A 16,081-nucleotide genomic window follows, 5' to 3' on the forward strand; every position below is an offset into this window, starting at 1 on the left:
CGTTTGGTTACTTGGCGCTCCTCCAAGTGACTCGCCGTAAGGGCGAAACCAATAGCCGCCGTGACCGCAGGAATGGATATGTACACCGGCAAGAATCTCACCGCCGATCAGACCGCTATCGCGAGCAGGCTCGCTCCTACAGTTTGATCCGGGTACATCCGAAGAAAATGGTCGACTGTCAGACCGTCATCGCAGACAAGCCAGCTCCCACAGTTTGATCCGGGCACATCAGGAGAATACTAATCGACTATTAGGCCGCCATCGCGAGCAAGCTCGGCTCCCACAGGTGAACGCGTGCGCTTAGAAAGTCAGGTCGGCTGTCAGGCCGCCTCGCTTTGGCTTTTGATCTGTTTTTGATTTTGATCTTCTTGCCCCCTCGGCAGGCCGAGCGCAGGTTCTGCGCAGCGGGCAACCCGGCATGGATGCCGGGTTAGCCGCGCACGGCCATGGATGGCCGATCGCGGCGGGCCCACGGAGCAGGACCGGAGCGAGGGTATGCCGAGCCCAAGCGAGGCACCGGACGAAAGGGGCAAGAGCGTTTGGTTACTTGGCGCTCCTCCAAGTGACTCGCCGTAAGGGCGAAACCAATAGAAGCCGTGACCGCAGGAATGGATATGTACACCAGCAAGAATCTCACCGCCGATCAGGCAGCCATCGCGAGCAGGCTCGCTCCTACAGTTTGATCCGGTTACATCAGGAAAGAATCGGTCGGCTATCAGGCCGCCATCGCTGGCAAGCCAGCTCCCACACTTGATCGGGTGACATTCGGGAGAGAATGGTCGGCTGTCAGGCCGCCTAGTTTTGGCTTTTGATCTGCTTTTGATCTGCTTTTGATCTGCTTTTGATCTTTTGCCCCATCGGTAGGCCGAGCGCAGGTTCTGCGCAGTGGGTAACCCGGCATGGATGCCGGGTTAGCCGCGCACGGCCATGGATGGCCGATCGCGGCGGGCCCACGGAGCAGAACCGGAGCGAGGGTATGCCGAGCCCAGGCGAGGCACCGGACGAAAGGGGCAAGAGCGTTTGGTTACTTGGCGCTCCTCCAAGTAACTCGCCGTAAGGGCGAAACCAATAGAAGCCGTGACCGCAGGAATGGATATGTACACCAGCAAGAATCTCACCGCCGATCAGGCAGCCATCGCGAGCAGGCTCGCTCCTACAGTTTGATCCGGGTGGATCAGTGAGATATGGGTTGGCTGTAAGGGCGCCATCGCTGGCAAGCCAGCTCCCACAGTTTGATCCGGGTGGATCAGAAGAATACCCGTCAGCTATGAAACCGCCATCGCCGGCAGGCCAGCTCCCACAGTTTGCTCCGGGTCCACAGCACCCACAAAAAAGCCCGCTGACCATTACCGGTTCAGCGGGCTTCTTCACAACCAGGCTTTTAAATTACAAAGCCATATCACTCGCAGCATTGGCCTTCGGCGCAGCCTTTTCAGCTTCAACCGGAGCAGCCACCGGAGCCGCCATCTGGCCAATCACTGGCGGTGGAGTCAGCTGCAATACCTTGGCGGTATAGGCCCACTCTTCGGCAACCTTCTCAGGACTGCCGTTGAGCTGAGTGCCATAGCTCGGCACGATCTGGTGCAGCTTTTCCTGCCAGGCCGGCGTTGCGACCTTGTCCTTGAACACCTTCTGCAGCACGGTCAGCATGATCGGTGCGGCTGTCGATGCACCCGGCGAGGCGCCCAGCAGACCGGCGATGCTGCCATCTTGCGAAGCGACGATCTCGGTGCCCAGTTTCAGCACGCCACCGGCCGCTTCATCACGCTTGATGATTTGCACGCGTTGGCCGGCTTGCCACAGGCGCCAGTCTTCGGCTTTGGCGTTCGGGAAGTATTCTTTCAGGGCGTCGAGGCGGTCTTCGTCAGACAGCATCAGCTGGCCGGCGAGGTACTCGACCAGCGGGTATTCCTTGATGCCAACCTTGGTCATCGGCCACACGTTGTGCGTGGTCGTGGTGGTCAGCAGGTCCAGGTACGAACCTTCTTTCAGGAACTTGGTGCTGAAGGTCGCGAATGGGCCAAACAGGATCACGCGCTTGCCGTCCAGGACGCGGGTGTCCAGGTGCGGAACCGACATCGGAGGAGCACCGACAGACGCTTTACCGTAGGCCTTGGCCAGGTGTTGCTCGGCGATGGTCGGGTTTTCGGTCACGAGGAACGAGCCGCCAACCGGGAAGCCAGCGTATTCCTTGGCTTCAGGAATGCCCGACTTCTGCAGCAGGTGCAGGGCGCCGCCGCCCGCGCCGATGAACACGAACTTGGCGTCGGTTTCGGACTTGCTGCCGTCTTTGAGGTTTTTGTAGCTGACGCGCCAGGTGCCATCGTCGTTCTTGGTGATGTCCTGCACTTCGCTGGACAGCTTCAAGTCGAATTTCGGCGTGGTCTGCAGGTGCGCAACGAACTGACGGGTGATTTCGCCGAAGTTCACGTCGGTGCCGATCGGGCTCCAGGTGGCCGCGATTTTCTGGTTCGGGTCACGCCCTTCCATCATCAGCGGGACCCACTTCCTGATCACAGCCGGGTCTTCGGAGTACTGCATGCCAGCGAACAGCGGGCTCGCTTGCAGCGCTTCGTAGCGCTTCTTCAGGAACTTGATGTTGTCATCGCCCCACACGAAGCTCATGTGCGGTGTGGAGTTGATGAACGAACGCGGATTCTTCAACACGCCTTGCTGAACCTGCCAGGCCCAGAACTGACGGGAAATCTGGAACGCTTCGTTGATCTCAACGGCTTTCGGGATCGAGACTTTGCCGTTCTCGTCTTCCGGGGTGTAGTTCAGCTCGGCCAGGGCAGAGTGCCCGGTACCGGCGTTGTTCCAGCCGTTGGAGCTCTCGAGGGCGACGCCGTCAAGACGCTCGATCATTTCCATCGAGGTGCCCGGTTCCAGCTCATTGAGCCAGACACCGAGGGTCGCGCTCATGATGCCGCCGCCGATCAGCAGTACATCGACTTTCTTTGCCTCTTCCGCTTGAACGGACGTGATCCCCATCGACAAAGCCAGCCTCAGCAGGGCCGTGTTCATTTTTTTAAACATCTGTAGCACCTATGATAAAACGCCATCCGCCCTGCCATCCTCAGTCTCGAGCCCCTTGTTTCACGGCATTCAGGCAGGATGTCGTGGGGTGTTCGTGCATTGGATTGGAGGGTGGGCACACAAGGCCGATTGACTGTATCGACCTCAGTTTATATGTCCCTTCTGAACTGGTTTTTTATCTTTATTGGCTTCAGCTACTTGAGCGACAGTGATTCTGTTGGCGCGTCTCGAGGACACGCAAACTGAATAGGTCAAACCAAGTTGTTGCGAAGAATATCACGTCAGGGCAAACCCGCGCGTCTGTTCGCAACGTGTTGGTCCGTGCGCTGACTGCCCCGGCGCCGGCAGGTCTGGGTGTGGCGGGCGACTATACTCAGCGTTTTCCGATTGAACCCATGAGGACTCGTGATGAGCGATGAAGTCGATCTGCGCAAATATTCCTCCCAGGTGGTCGACGGCGTAGAGCGTTCACCCGGGCGCGCCATGCTGCGAGCGGTAGGTTTTACCGACGACGATTTCAAGAAGCCGCAGATCGGGATTGCCTCGACCTGGGCGATGGTCACGCCCTGCAACATGCACATCGACAAACTGGCGCTCGAGGCCGAGCGCGGCGCGAATGCCGCTGGCGCCAAGGGCGTGATTTTCAACACCATCACCATCTCCGACGGCATCGCCAATGGCACCGAAGGCATGAAGTACTCGCTGGTGTCGCGGGAGGTGATCGCTGATTCGATCGAAGTGGTGGCCGGTTGCGAAGGCTTCGACGGGTTGGTCACCGTGGGTGGCTGCGACAAGAACATGCCGGGCTGCCTGATCGGTATGGCACGGTTAAATCGCCCGTCGATCTTCGTCTACGGCGGCACCATCCGACCTGGCGCCGGCCACACCGATATCATCTCGGTGTTCGAGGCCGTGGGCCAACAGGCGCGCGGGGACATCAACGAAATTCAGGTCAAGCAGATCGAGGAAGTGGCCATCCCCGGCCCCGGCTCCTGTGGCGGCATGTACACGGCCAACACCATGGCCTCGGCCATCGAGGCGCTGGGCATGAGCTTGCCGGGTTCCAGCTCCCAGGATGCGGTCGGCAGCGACAAGGCCTCGGACAGTTTCCGCGCCGGCCAGCAGGTCATGGAGCTGCTCAAGCTGGACCTCAAACCGCGGGACATCATGACCCGCAAGGCGTTTGAAAATGCGATCCGCGTGGTGATCGCCCTCGCCGGCTCGACCAATGCCGTGTTGCATCTGCTGGCCATGGCACATGCCGTGGAGGTCGAGCTGACGCTGGATGATTTCGTCGAACTGGGCAAGGTCTCCCCGGTGGTCGCCGATCTGCGTCCCAGCGGCCAATACATGATGAGCGAGCTGGTGGCGATCGGCGGCATTCAACCGTTGATGAAACGCATGCTCGACGCCGGCATGTTGCACGGCGATGTGCTGACCGTCACCGGCAAGACGCTGGCGGAGAACCTGCAAAACGTGCCCGACTACCCGGATGGCCAGGACGTGATCCTGCCGTTTGATAAGCCGGTCAAAAAGGATTCTCACCTGGTGGTGCTGCGCGGCAACCTGGCTCCCACCGGCGCAGTGGCCAAGATCACCGGCAAGGAAGGCCTGCGCTTTGCAGGCACGGCGCGGGTTTACCACGGTGAGGAAGGCGCGCTGGCGGGCATTCTCAACGGCGAAGTCAAGGCCGGCGACGTGATCGTGATCCGCTATGAAGGGCCCAAGGGCGGACCGGGGATGCGCGAGATGCTCTCGCCGACTTCAGCGATCATGGGCAAGGGATTGGGCAAGGACGTTGCCCTGATCACGGATGGGCGTTTTTCGGGCGGCTCACATGGCTTCGTGGTGGGGCATGTCACCCCGGAAGCGTTCGAGGGCGGTCCGATTGCGCTGATTGAAGACGGTGACAGGATTGTCATCGACGCTGAAACCCGCCAGATCACTGTCGATGTTTCCGACACTGAACTGGCCGAGCGCAAGACCCGCTGGGTGCGGCCGGAATCCAGGTACAAACGCGGGGTGCTGGCCAAGTATGCGAAGACCGTGTCCAGCGCCTCGGAAGGCGCCGTCACGGATAAGTACCTTTAAACTGCTGCGCTGACCGAACTCTTGCTCTCACCAGCAGATTCGGTCCTCAGGCGTTCGGCTGATAACCGAATATCGATTTCACTTCCAGGTAGTCTTCCAACCCGAAGACGCCCCACTCGCGACCATTGCCCGATTGCTTGTAGCCGCCGAAAGGCGCGCCGTTGTCGGCTTTACTGCCATTGAGGTGGACCATTCCGGTGCGCAGGCGCCGAGCCACCGACCGCGCGCGCTCCAGCGTGCCCGCAGTGACATAACCCGACAGGCCATAAGGGCTGTCGTTGGCGATGGCCACCGCTTCGTCTTCGCTGTCATACGGGATGATCACCAGCACTGGCCCGAAGACTTCCTCCCGGGCGATCGGCATGTCGGCAGTGACGTCGGCGAATACCGTCGGTTTGACGTAATAGCCTTGCAGCACGCCATCGGGGCGGCCAACACCGCCACACACGGCGTGCGCCCCTTGTTGCAGGGCGGTGCCGATCAACGCCTGGACCCGCTCGAACTGCGCCTGATTGGCCAGCGGGCCGATGGCCGTGGACGGATGGCTGTCATCGAAACAGACCTCGGCGGCGACGTGCCTGGCCATCTCGATGGCCTGCTGCTGCAGCGCGCGAGGAATCAACAATCGGGTCGGCGCATTACAGGATTGGCCGCTGTTGCGAAAACAGCTGCTGACCCCATGGCGAACGGCCGAATCAATGTCCGCATCGGCCAAAATCAGGTTGGCCGACTTGCCACCCAGCTCCTGGGAAACCCGCTTGACCGTATCCGCCGCCGCCTTGGCCACGGCGATGCCCGCGCCCGTGGATCCGGTGAACGACACCATGTAGATGTCAGGGTGCCGGGCGATGCCGTCACCCACGGTCGGGCCGTCGCCGTTGACCAGATTGAATACGCCTTTGGGCACGCCGGCCTGATGAAGGATATCGGCCAGCAACATCGCCGAGAGTGGGGCCTTTTCACTGGGCTTGAGCACCAAAGTGCAGCCAGCCGCCAGCGCAGGTGCCAGCTTGCAGGTCAGTTGGTTAAGCGGCCAGTTCCACGGCGTGATCAGGCCACACACGCCGATCGGCTCGCGGCTGATCAGAGTGGTGCCATGGGGCCGGTCGAAGTCATACGTGCGCAACACCTCGAAGGCTCGTTGCAGATGGCCCAGGCCCGCCGGGACATGGGCACTGCGCGCCAGTGACAGCGGCGCGCCCATTTCCTGGTGCACGCACTCGGCCAACGCCTCGCTGTGTTTTTCATAACCCTCGATGATGGCCGCCAACAGCTCCAGCCGCTGCTCACGGGTCCATTGCGCATAGCCCGTAAAGGCTCGTCTGGCGGCCGCCACGGCGCGGTCCAGATCAGCGCGCGAACCCAGGCTGATGACGCCGATGGACCGCTCGGTCGACGGGTCGATCACCTCCAGGGTCGCAGCGCCTTCAGGTTTGACCCACTCGCCATCGATGTAGAAATCCAGGTAGTTCATCGTTGCTCCTCAGGCGGTTTGATCGAGGGCGCTGCGTAAGGTGTCGAAGATCAGGGCAATCTGCTCTTCGGTGACGATCAGCGGCGGTGACAACACGATATTTTCGCCCGAGGCACGGACCAGCAGACCCGCGTCGAAACAGCGCTGGGCCACTTCGGCCGCCCGTGCACCCGGTGCCTGGTCACGCGGTTTGAGTTCTACCGCGCAGAGCATGCCGATGGCGCGAACGTCGAGCACCAGGCCCTGCTCACGCAAGGCGAGCGCGGTGTGCTGCCAGGTCGGCGCAATGCGTTGTACGTGCGCGTTGATGCCCAGTTCCTCATGCACCGCCAAGGTCGCCAGACCCGCCGCACACGCCAGCGGGTGCGCAGAATAGGTATAACCGTGCATCAACTCGATGGCTTGCTCGGGACCGTTCATGAATGCGTTGTACACCGCACCGCTCACCAGCACGCCGCCCATCGGTACCGCGCCATTGGTCAAGCCCTTCGCCAACGTCATCAAGTCCGGCGTCACACCAAAGACCTGCGCACCGAAGTTGTCGCCCAGTCGACCGAAACCGGTAATCACCTCGTCGAAAATCAGCAGCACGCCATGGCGGTCGCACATTTCGCGCAGTTTTTGCAGATACCCGACTGGCGGCGCGTAGACTCCGCCAGACCCGGTAACCGGCTCGACAATCACTGCCGCCACCGTAGCCGGGTCATGGATCTCCAGCAGCTGCAGCAAGGCGTCCGCGTAGTGCGCGCCTTGCTCAGGCTGACCGGCACTGAATCGAAGGCTGGCGTCGTACGGCAGCGGCAGGTGTGCGACATCACCCAGCAACGACCCGAAGTCGCGCTTCTGACGGCCGATACCGGACACCGACAGACCACCAAAGCCCATGCCGTGATACCCCTTGGCGCGGCCGATCAACTTGGTCCGGCGACAGTCGCCGCGAGCCTGATGGTATGCACGGGCAATCTTCAGCGCGGTGTCCACCGCCTCGGAACCGGAGTTGGTGAAGAACACCTTATCGAGGCCCACCGGCGCTTTCGCGACCAATTGATCGGCCATGTCCAGCGCCGCCGGGTGACTCATCTTGAACGAGGAAACAAAGTCCAGACGCCCCGCCGCTTCACGAATCGCTTCCACAATTCGCGCCTGTCCGTGACCGGCGTTGACACACCAGAGCCCGGCCATGGCGTCCAGCACCCGGCGGCCGTCCGTCGTGGTGTAGTGCATGCCCTCGGCGCTGTCGAACAGCATTGGCTGGCGGTTGAATTGACGCATGGCCGTAAAGGGCGCCCACAGCGCCGAAGTCGAGGTGTGGTTCATAGGTTTGCTCCTAAAATCGTAGGCAATTCAGATCCGGGTACCGGTCAGTGTCGGGCGCTGCATCGATCCGGCATTGGTGTTGACGCCGCGATCAAACAGCAGGCGGCCCCCTTCCAGGCGGCAGCTGACGTGATCGCCGAAAGCGGTTTCGACAAACCGCCAGTCCATGCGCAATTCGCCCGCTTCAGTCCAGCGAGCGTGAGCGATGACCGGGGTCTGTTCCGGTTGATATTGATGGTGCAGATAATTGCCGGTGAGGCTGGTGACGGACTCGACCGGCTGCTGCAAACCGACGCGCAGGCGGTGGGTGCCACGGTGGTCGACCAGACTGAAGTCGCAGTAATCCTCATGAAAATCGAAGGCCAGTTCGCGAACCCCGTCCTCGTTGGGCTCAATGCTAAAACGACCTTGCAGTTCGGCGGCGTGCGGCGATTCGCTCAGGCCCTGCAGCGTGGGCAGACGCAGGCCATCGATCAGCGCGTCGAGTTGGGCCTGGCTGGCCTGGGGATCCTTTGACTCTCGCCCCAACCCCGGAAACAGCCGTTCCCAGATGGCCGCGTGCAAACGCCGCTCGCCCAGACGCAGGCCGCAGGTGAATGCGATGACAGTGTCCTGTTCGGGCAACACGATGCAGTACTGGCCGAAAACCCCCGAAGCGTAGTAACCGCCATACGGAGTCATCCACCATTGATAGCCATAGCCTTCACGCTTGGCTTCATTGGCAGCATCCTTGTTGCGGGGCAGGTACTGCTTGCCGTCGAATTCGCCCATCCAGACATCATCGACCTGATTGCGTGTGGCCTTGGCGATCCATTCCGGCGACAGCAGCTGGCGCCCTTGCCACAGCCCCTTGTTCAGGTGCAGGACACCAAACTTCAGCGAGTCTTCAGTGGTACAGCTCAGGCCGTTACCGCCGGAGTTGAACCCACCGGGGGCGAGGTCCCATTCAAGTTTGTCGAGGCCCAGTCGATCCAGCACCCGCTCCTGCAAGAGCGCGTGCATGGTTTGCCCGGTCACGCGGGTGACAATGGCCGACAGCATGAAGCTCGAGGCGCTGCTGTAGATGAACGATTTGCCAGGCGGCTCATCCACCGGCTCTTGCAAAAAGGCCTCGATCCAGCTGGTTTGCAGGTTGCGCCAGGCCCCACCGGAAATGCCCCGTTGGTGCCCGGTACGCATGGTCAGCAGGTCCTCCACGGTCATGGCGGCGAGATTCGCGCTGACCTCGACCGGGCACAATTCAGGGAAGAAACTGACCACCTTGTCCTCGAGCTTCAGGCGGCCATCATCAACCAGCAAGCCGACGGCAGTGGCGGTCCAGCTCTTGGTCGCCGAATGCTGCACATGCATGCGCCGGGCCGAGTACGGCTGCCAGAACGCCTCCGCCACCACCGCACCTTGGCGGTAGAGCATAAAGCTGTGCACTTCGAGGTCGGCGCGGGTGATCGCTGACAGAAAGTCCACGATGGCGCCGGCGTCGACGCCCCGTTCATGAGGCAAGGCTCTGGGCAGGGGTACATAGGTCATAACAAAGCGTCCTCAAAATTGCCGCTCATGGGCTGGCAATGTTTTTATATTCGAAATAATACAGCTGAATATTTACTGATCACTGCAAAAATGTATTTGTACTGCCTATAATTCCGCTCAAGGCCACATCGAAGCTATTTGCTGTTTTCGGGTATCCTTCCCTCCCCTGTCACAGGAACGACAACGCGCCATGTCTCAACTCACCTCGCTGCAGACCAAAGTCGCCGGCCAGATTCTTTCCGCCATTCAGTCGGGCGACCTGCAACCCGGTACCCATCTCAAGGAAGTCGAACTGACGCAGCGCCTGGGCGTGTCCCGCTCGCCGATTCGCAGCGCGTTGTCGTACCTGGCCGAACAGCAACTGATCGAACCGTTGCCCCAACAGGGCTTTCGCGTGCCGTTGCACACCGCTACCGGTCTTGCGCAGCAGGTCAGTGAGCTGCACAACGAGGAGGACGAGCTTTACACCCGCCTGATCGATGACCGGCTGAACCAGGTCCTGCCCGACCAGATCTCCGAAAGTGATCTGCTGCGGCGTTATGGCGTGGGCAAAAGCGTGTTGCGTCGGTGTTTGCTGCGCCTGTCCGATGAGGGCGTGATGCAGCGCCGACACGGGCATGGCTGGTTGTTCCTGCCGACGTTGAGCAGCCCGCAGACCCGCTTCGAGAGTTATCGTTTTCGCATGCTGCTGGAGCCATCCGGCTTGCTCGAACCGACCTTCAAGATCAATCCGGAACAGTTCCGCCGCTGCCGTGAACGCCAGCTCGAACTGCTTGAAGGACAGGTCGACGGACAGCGTTTTTTTGAAAGCAATGCCGAGTTCCATGAGCTGTTGGCGGCGGCGTCCGGCAATACCTACATCCTGCAGGCGATCCAGCAACAGAACCGGTTGCGGCGTCTGACCGAGTTTCATTCGGCAAGCAACGTCGAACGGGTCAAGGTCTCGTGCCGCGAGCACCTGGCGATTCTCGATGCCCTGGAGCAAGGGGATAACGAATGGGCGTCCACCCTGCTGCACCGACATCTGGAAGTGGCCAGCAAAATGGGTGTTGCACGCAACAAGGCTTAGCGCACGCGAACCCGAATGGGAGCAGCGAAGCGAAAATTCAATCTGCTCGCGAAGCTGTTGCTTTGGCTGTTGCTGTTGCTGTTGCTGTTGCTGTTGCTGTTGCTTTGGCTTTTGATCTACCTGCCCCATTTCAGCAGGCCGAACGCAGGCGTTGCGCAGGGGGAAGCTCGGCATGGATGCCGAGCTAGCCGCGCACGGCCATGGATGGCCGATCGCGGCGTGCCCCCGGAGCAATGCCGGAGTGAGGGAACCCCGAGCCCCAGCGAGGGGCCGTATGGTGGGGCAAGACTTTTTGGTTCCTTTTGTGTCGTTTGACAAAAGGGACTCGCTGTAAGAGCGAAACCATAGGAGGCCGTTACCGCAGGAATGGATATGTACACCAGCAGAAAATTTGTCAGCTGCCAGGCCGCCATCGCGAGCAGGCTCACTCCTACAGTTTAAATGGGGAACATCTTTGGGAGATGCGGCGGCTGTCAGGCCGCCATCGCTGGCAAGCCTGCTCCCACAGTTTGAATGCGGAACATCCTTGAGAGATGCGGCGGCTGCCAGGATGCCATCGCGAGCAGGCTCGCTCCTACAGTTTGAATGGGGAACATCTTTGAGAGATGCGGCGGCTGTCAGGCCGCCATCGCTGGCAAGCCAGCTCCCACAGTTGATCGGAGTGTGCCCGACAAACCGTGGTCGCCTATCCACCCCCCATCGCAACAGCGCACTCATTACCAGAGCGCCACGGTGTAACCGACGATCAACCGGTTTTCATTCGTGTCACGCAGGTAATTGGCCTTGCTCAACCCATTACGCCACCGCAAAGAAACCCCTTTGAGCGCCCCCGACTGGAATACGTACCCGAGGTCGATATCACGCTCCCACTCACGCCCCTCCCCCGCAAAACCCAACACCTGCGCCTGATCACCCTTGGCCCAACGCGTCGAAAACGTCAGCCCCGGAACACCCAGCGCCGCAAAATCAAAGTCGTAACGCGCATGCCAGACCCGCTCATTGGTCTGCGAGAAGTTACTCAGCTGATACTCGGAAAAGAGATAGGTATTAGTGCCATCAACATAGGTGAACGGCGTATCACCGAACTGTTCCTGATAACCGCCGCCCAGGCTGTGCCCTTTGTAGCTATAGGCCACCCGCGTACTCAGCGCGCGGTTATCGACCTTGCCCGCCAGGCCCGCCCCCGCCTTGTCCGCGTCGAAGTAACGGATATCGGTTTTCAACGTGCCGCCGCCCAGCGCAAAGCTGTTCTTCAAGCCCACGTAATGCTGCTGATAGATGTCTTCCAGTTGAGCGAAGTGATACGTCAGCGTCAGGTTCGGATTGACCTTGTAATCACCCCCCATGAAACGAAACTGATCGCTTCTCGCCGAGCTCTTGTACGCGCCGCTTTGACTGGTCAGCCCCATGTCCTGGTAATCGGTCGATTCGCGCTGCTTCGTCCGGTCAATCTGGCCACCGGTCAGGTTCAGGCCGGTGATATCGGCGGACGTCACCTGAGTGCCGCGAAACGTCTGCGGGAACAATCGGCTGGTGTTGGGCTGCAAGGTGGGCAGGTCCGGCACCAGGTAACCGCTGCGCAGTTCGCTCTTGGCAAAGCGCATCTTCCCGGTCACACCCAGCTTGGAGTATTCATCGTGGGCGCGTTTGACGTAGCTCGGTTGACCTGGCTCTGCCTCGTTGTCTCGCGACAGCAGGCCGGAACCGGAGCGGTCGGGGCTGGAGTCGAGTTTAAGGCCGAGCATGCCGACCGCGTCGACCCCAAAGCCGACGGTGCCTTCGGTGAAACCCGACTTCAGACTGAGGATGAACCCCTGGGCCCATTCCTCGCGTTTCGATTGCCCGGCGTCTTCACGGTAGTCGCGATTGAAGTAGTAATTTTTCAGGTCCAGATCAGCCTTGCTGTCCTTGATGAAATCGGCCTGGGCCGGCACGCACATGAGGCCGCCCCCCATCAGGCCCACGCTCTTCAAAATCAGGTTGAAGTTGTTGTTATTCATTGTCTTGGCTCCTGGCAGTCGTGATTGTCGAGTCGGTCTTATTGTTTTTTCGGGCATGACTTCTCCCATCGCGCCAGTGTCGAGGCTGGCGCGCGGGGTGCAGTCAGGGTGTTAAATCAAAAGTTGGCAGGTCGTATTCGGTAACCGCCGTCAACGAGCTTTTCCAACGGGCTGGCCGCCGCGAGCAACTGGCGCGTATACGGGTGCTGCGGATGGTCAAAGATCTGCTCGCGCCCTCCCACCTCCACCACTTCGCCCTGGTGCATGACGGCCACCCGGTGCGCAATGCGTTCAACGGCCGCCAGGTCATGGGAGATGAACAGACAGGCAAAACCGTACTGCGCCTGCAAGCGCTCGAACAGCTCGAGAATCTGCTTCTGGATCGTCATGTCCAGGGCGGAGATCGGCTCGTCGGCGATCACCAGTTGCGGGTGGCGAACCAGCGCCCGGCCAATCGCAACACGCTGGCGTTGCCCCCCGGAGAGCTGGTGGGGAAACCGGTCGACAAACTGCTCGGCCAGCCCGACATCTCGCAGGGTTTGCGCCACTCGTTCTCGCCGCTGATCCACATTCAGCCCCGGCTCATGGCGCAACGGCTCTGCCAGAATCTCACCGATTTTCATCCGCGGATTGAGGGACGAATAAGGGTCCTGAAAGATCATCTGGCACTGCAATCGATGGGTGCGATTGGCGGCCTTGAGAATGTCCACGCCCTTGAAGCGTATTGCACCGGAACAGGGCTTGATCAAGCCCACCAGCGAGCGGCCAAGGGTGGTTTTCCCCGACCCGCTGCCGCCCACCAGTGCCAGGGTTTCACCCGGTGCAATCGCCAGGCTGGCCGAATGCACGACACGCTTGTACTGGCGCTTCCCCCAGAACGAAGTGGGTCCGGGATGTTCGATACAGACCTGATCGACTTCCACCAACGGCCCGCTGCTGGCCGGTAGCGGCGCCAATTCACCACGGCGGGGCAACGCTTCCAGCAACTGTCGGGTGTACTCGGCCTTCGGGGCCAGCAGGATGTCCTGGATGGTGCCCTGCTCTACCGATTTGCCGTGGCGCATCACCACCACTTTGTGGGCATAGCGCGCCACCAGCGACAGGTCGTGACTGATGAACAGGATCGCCGTGCCTTGCTCCCGGGTCAGTTCGAGCATCAGCTCGATCACATCCAGCTGAGCCAGGCAGTCCAATGCGGTGGTCGGCTCGTCGGCAATCAACAGGGCCGGACGCAACAGCATCACCGAGGCCAGCATGATCCGTTGGCGCATGCCGCCGGAGAACTGATGCGGGTACGATTCCAGGCAACGTTCGGCGTCTTTGATACCGATGCGTTGCAGCATCGTCACGCAGCGCTCGCGGATCTGTGCGGCATTCAGATCGGTGTGCAGCTGCAAGGCTTCGCTCATCTGCTGACCGATCTTCAAGGCCGGATTGAGCGACACCATCGGTTCCTGAAACACCATGCCGATACTCGCCCCACGAATGGCCCTAAGCTGCGCGGTGTCGAGGTTGACCAGATCGCGGCCCTGGAAATCCAGCCGTCCGCCACAGACTTGCATCGGCTGAGGCAGCAGGCCGATCGCTGCCCGGGCAGCCATGGTCTTGCCGCTGCCCGACTCGCCGACCAGGGCAACAATCTCGCCCGGTGCGACGCTGAAGCTGAGGTCGTCGACCGCAAGCGTGCCATGCTCACCCACGCGAATTATCAGGTTTTCCACGTTCAGCAAAACGTTGTCGGCTGACATGCTCATTTCCTCATCCGGGGGTCGAGACGATCACGCAGGGCATCGCCGAACAGATTGATTGCCAACAGTGCCAGGCAGATGAACAGCCCCGGGAAGATTCCCAGCCAAGGCGCCGAGGCGATGTACGGCCGACTACTGGCGAGCATGTTGCCCCAGGTCGCGGCCGGTGGTGGAACGCCCAGCCCGAGGAAGCTCAAGGCGCTTTCCGAGAGCAGCGCCCAGCCGAACATGCTGGTGGCCAGCACGCACAGCGGCGCCAGGCAGTTAGGTGCAATATGGCGCAGCATGGTGTAGAGCTCGGAGTTGCCGATCACGCGCGATGCCTCGATGTATTCCAGTTCGCGCAGCGACAGCACCGTGCCACGCACCACCCGCACCACCGATGGCGTGTAGGCAATGCCCAGCGCCAGAACGATGCCGTACTTGCTGGCACCGATGATTGCCATGATGCCCAGCGCCATGAGGATGCCCGGGAACGCCAGCAGCGCATCGTTGAACATCATCAGCAAACGGTCGGTCCAGCCACGCAGGTAACCGGCAAGCATGCCGATCAGCGTCCCGGCGAAGACCGCAACACTGACCGTCAGCAAGCTGATCCACAGGCTCGTACGGGCGCCGATCAGCAACCGGCTGAACACGTCGCGACCGAACTCATCGGTGCCCAGCCAATGCAGGGACGATGGCGCCTGGAACCGCGACAACAGGTCGATACGCAGCGGATCGAACGGCGTCCAGACCAGCCCCAGCAAGGCCAGGAAGATCAGTATCAGCAGCAGGCTGCCACCGATCAGCGCGTTGGCGGGCGGCCAGGCGCGCGGGGGTTTGGCGGGCGTCTTCATGGCGCCGGCAGCGGGTGCCACGGGTAGATTCGAACTCATAACTTCACCCTTGGATCGAACAGCGGGTAGAGCAGATCCACACAAAGGTTGACCAGCACATAGATGAAGGTGATCAGCAACAGACAGCCCTGCAGCACCGGATAATCACGGGCGAAAATCGCGTCCACCATCAGCCGGCCGATGCCTGGCAACGTGAACACGGTTTCGAGTACTGCAATGCCGCCCAGAAGGTTGCCCAGGATCAGCCCGACCAGCGTCCAGGTCGGCGCAAATGCATTAGGCAAGGCGTGCCGCCACAGCACTGCACGCTCGGACAGGCCTTTGGCGCGGGCATGGGCAATGTACTCAAGGCGCAGTACTTCAATGGTGCTGGCCCGGGCCATGCGAGTGATCGCGCCCAGCTCCACCAGTGTCAGGGTGACCACCGGCAGCACCAGGTAACTCATCGCTTTCCAGGGCGCTTCGGCAAAACTGACGTACCCCACCACCGGCAACCAGCCGAGCTTGATGCCGAAGGCGTGCAGCAACAGCAAGCCGAGCCAGAAGCTGGGAATCGACAGCAGCAGCGTGGCCGTGGTGACCAGCCCCAGGTCCAGCGCGCTGTTCTGCTTCCACGCGGCGATCAGCCCGACCGGCACCGCAATCAGGGTGGCCAGCAGCACCGACACCAGAACGATGATGGCACTGACGCTGAAGCGCTCGAGAATCAGCGGCAACACCGCTTGTTTGGTGCTGATGGAGAACCCCAGATCGCCGCTGAGGACGGCTTTGATCCAGATCAGAAACTGGGTCACCAACGTGTGATCCAGCCCCAGGTTCTGGCGCATGTCGGCCAGGCTCTGTGGGTCGGCCATGTCGCCGAGCATCAACAGTGCCGGATCACCGGGGATGAGGCGAATCAATGCGAACACCATCACCGAGATCAGTAACAGGGTCGGTATCGCCATCCCGAGTTTTTGCAGGATAAAACGCAACATGAT

11 protein-coding genes are annotated in these 16,081 nt (G+C 60.9%); 3 read left to right on the top strand and 8 right to left on the bottom strand.

The genetic code is table 11. The features are described 5' to 3' along the window. Positions 1-218 (top strand): hypothetical protein (locus tag H7698_RS31205; protein WP_208525874.1); only part of this gene is annotated, 218 nt, incomplete at its 5' end. 1,168 nt (positions 219-1,386) lie between these two features. Here the strand turns inward: H7698_RS31205 and mqo are convergent. Further along, positions 1,387-3,036, bottom strand: coding sequence for a malate dehydrogenase (quinone) (mqo, locus tag H7698_RS27045; RefSeq protein WP_194693400.1), 1,650 nt, complete (start codon positions 3,034-3,036; stop codon positions 1,387-1,389). 408 nt (positions 3,037-3,444) lie between these two features. Between mqo and ilvD the strand changes: the two genes are divergently transcribed. Continuing rightward, positions 3,445-5,127 carry a dihydroxy-acid dehydratase gene (gene ilvD, locus H7698_RS27050; RefSeq protein WP_194693401.1) on the top strand — a complete coding sequence of 561 codons (1,683 nt, stop codon included), beginning with the start codon at positions 3,445-3,447 and terminating at the stop codon, positions 5,125-5,127. 46 nt (positions 5,128-5,173) lie between these two features. On the opposite strand, the gene H7698_RS27055 is transcribed toward ilvD, so the two are convergent. From H7698_RS27055 to H7698_RS27065, 3 genes are read right to left on the bottom strand one after another with little or no spacing between them, the layout of a single operon-like run. Further along, complete coding sequence (locus H7698_RS27055; protein ID WP_194693402.1) at positions 5,174-6,601, bottom strand: aldehyde dehydrogenase family protein; 1,428 nt, start codon at positions 6,599-6,601, stop codon at positions 5,174-5,176. 9 nt (positions 6,602-6,610) lie between these two features. After that, on the bottom strand, positions 6,611-7,918 hold the full coding sequence (locus H7698_RS27060; protein ID WP_194693403.1) for an aminotransferase class III-fold pyridoxal phosphate-dependent enzyme: 1,308 nt from the start codon (positions 7,916-7,918) through the stop codon (positions 6,611-6,613). A gap of 27 nt (positions 7,919-7,945) precedes the next feature. After that, positions 7,946-9,445 carry a serine hydrolase domain-containing protein gene (locus tag H7698_RS27065; protein ID WP_194693404.1) on the bottom strand — a complete coding sequence of 500 codons (1,500 nt, stop codon included), beginning with the start codon at positions 9,443-9,445 and terminating at the stop codon, positions 7,946-7,948. A 190-nt stretch (positions 9,446-9,635) separates the two neighbouring features. Between H7698_RS27065 and H7698_RS27070 the strand changes: the two genes are divergently transcribed. Further along, positions 9,636-10,514 (top strand): GntR family transcriptional regulator, encoded by an 879-nt coding sequence (locus H7698_RS27070; RefSeq protein ID WP_194693405.1) that lies wholly within the window; start codon positions 9,636-9,638, stop codon positions 10,512-10,514. 716 nt (positions 10,515-11,230) lie between these two features. On the opposite strand, the gene H7698_RS27075 is transcribed toward H7698_RS27070, so the two are convergent. The 4 genes from H7698_RS27075 to H7698_RS27090 all read right to left on the bottom strand — a co-directional run bounded on the left by H7698_RS27075 (position 11,231) and on the right by H7698_RS27090 (position 16,078). After that, positions 11,231-12,514, bottom strand: a complete 1,284-nt coding sequence (locus H7698_RS27075) for an OprD family porin (RefSeq protein ID WP_194693406.1) — start codon at positions 12,512-12,514, stop codon at positions 11,231-11,233. Positions 12,515-12,630: 116 nt separating this feature from the next. After that, positions 12,631-14,262, bottom strand: coding sequence for an ABC transporter ATP-binding protein (locus H7698_RS27080; RefSeq protein WP_194693407.1), 1,632 nt, complete (start codon positions 14,260-14,262; stop codon positions 12,631-12,633). A 2-nt stretch (positions 14,263-14,264) separates the two neighbouring features. Then, entirely contained in the window at positions 14,265-15,140 is an 876-nt protein-coding gene (locus tag H7698_RS27085) for an ABC transporter permease (RefSeq protein ID WP_194693408.1), read from the bottom strand. Next, positions 15,137-16,078: an ABC transporter permease gene (locus H7698_RS27090; RefSeq protein WP_162440260.1), complete on the bottom strand. Its 942-nt coding sequence runs from the start codon at positions 16,076-16,078 to the stop codon at positions 15,137-15,139. The genes H7698_RS27085 and H7698_RS27090 overlap by 4 nt, the downstream gene beginning before the upstream one ends. Positions 16,079-16,081: the final 3 nt, after the last annotated feature.

It is taken from the genome of Pseudomonas sp. p50(2008) (genome assembly GCF_015351605.1).
Taxonomy (GTDB): Bacteria; Pseudomonadota; Gammaproteobacteria; order Pseudomonadales; family Pseudomonadaceae; genus Aquipseudomonas.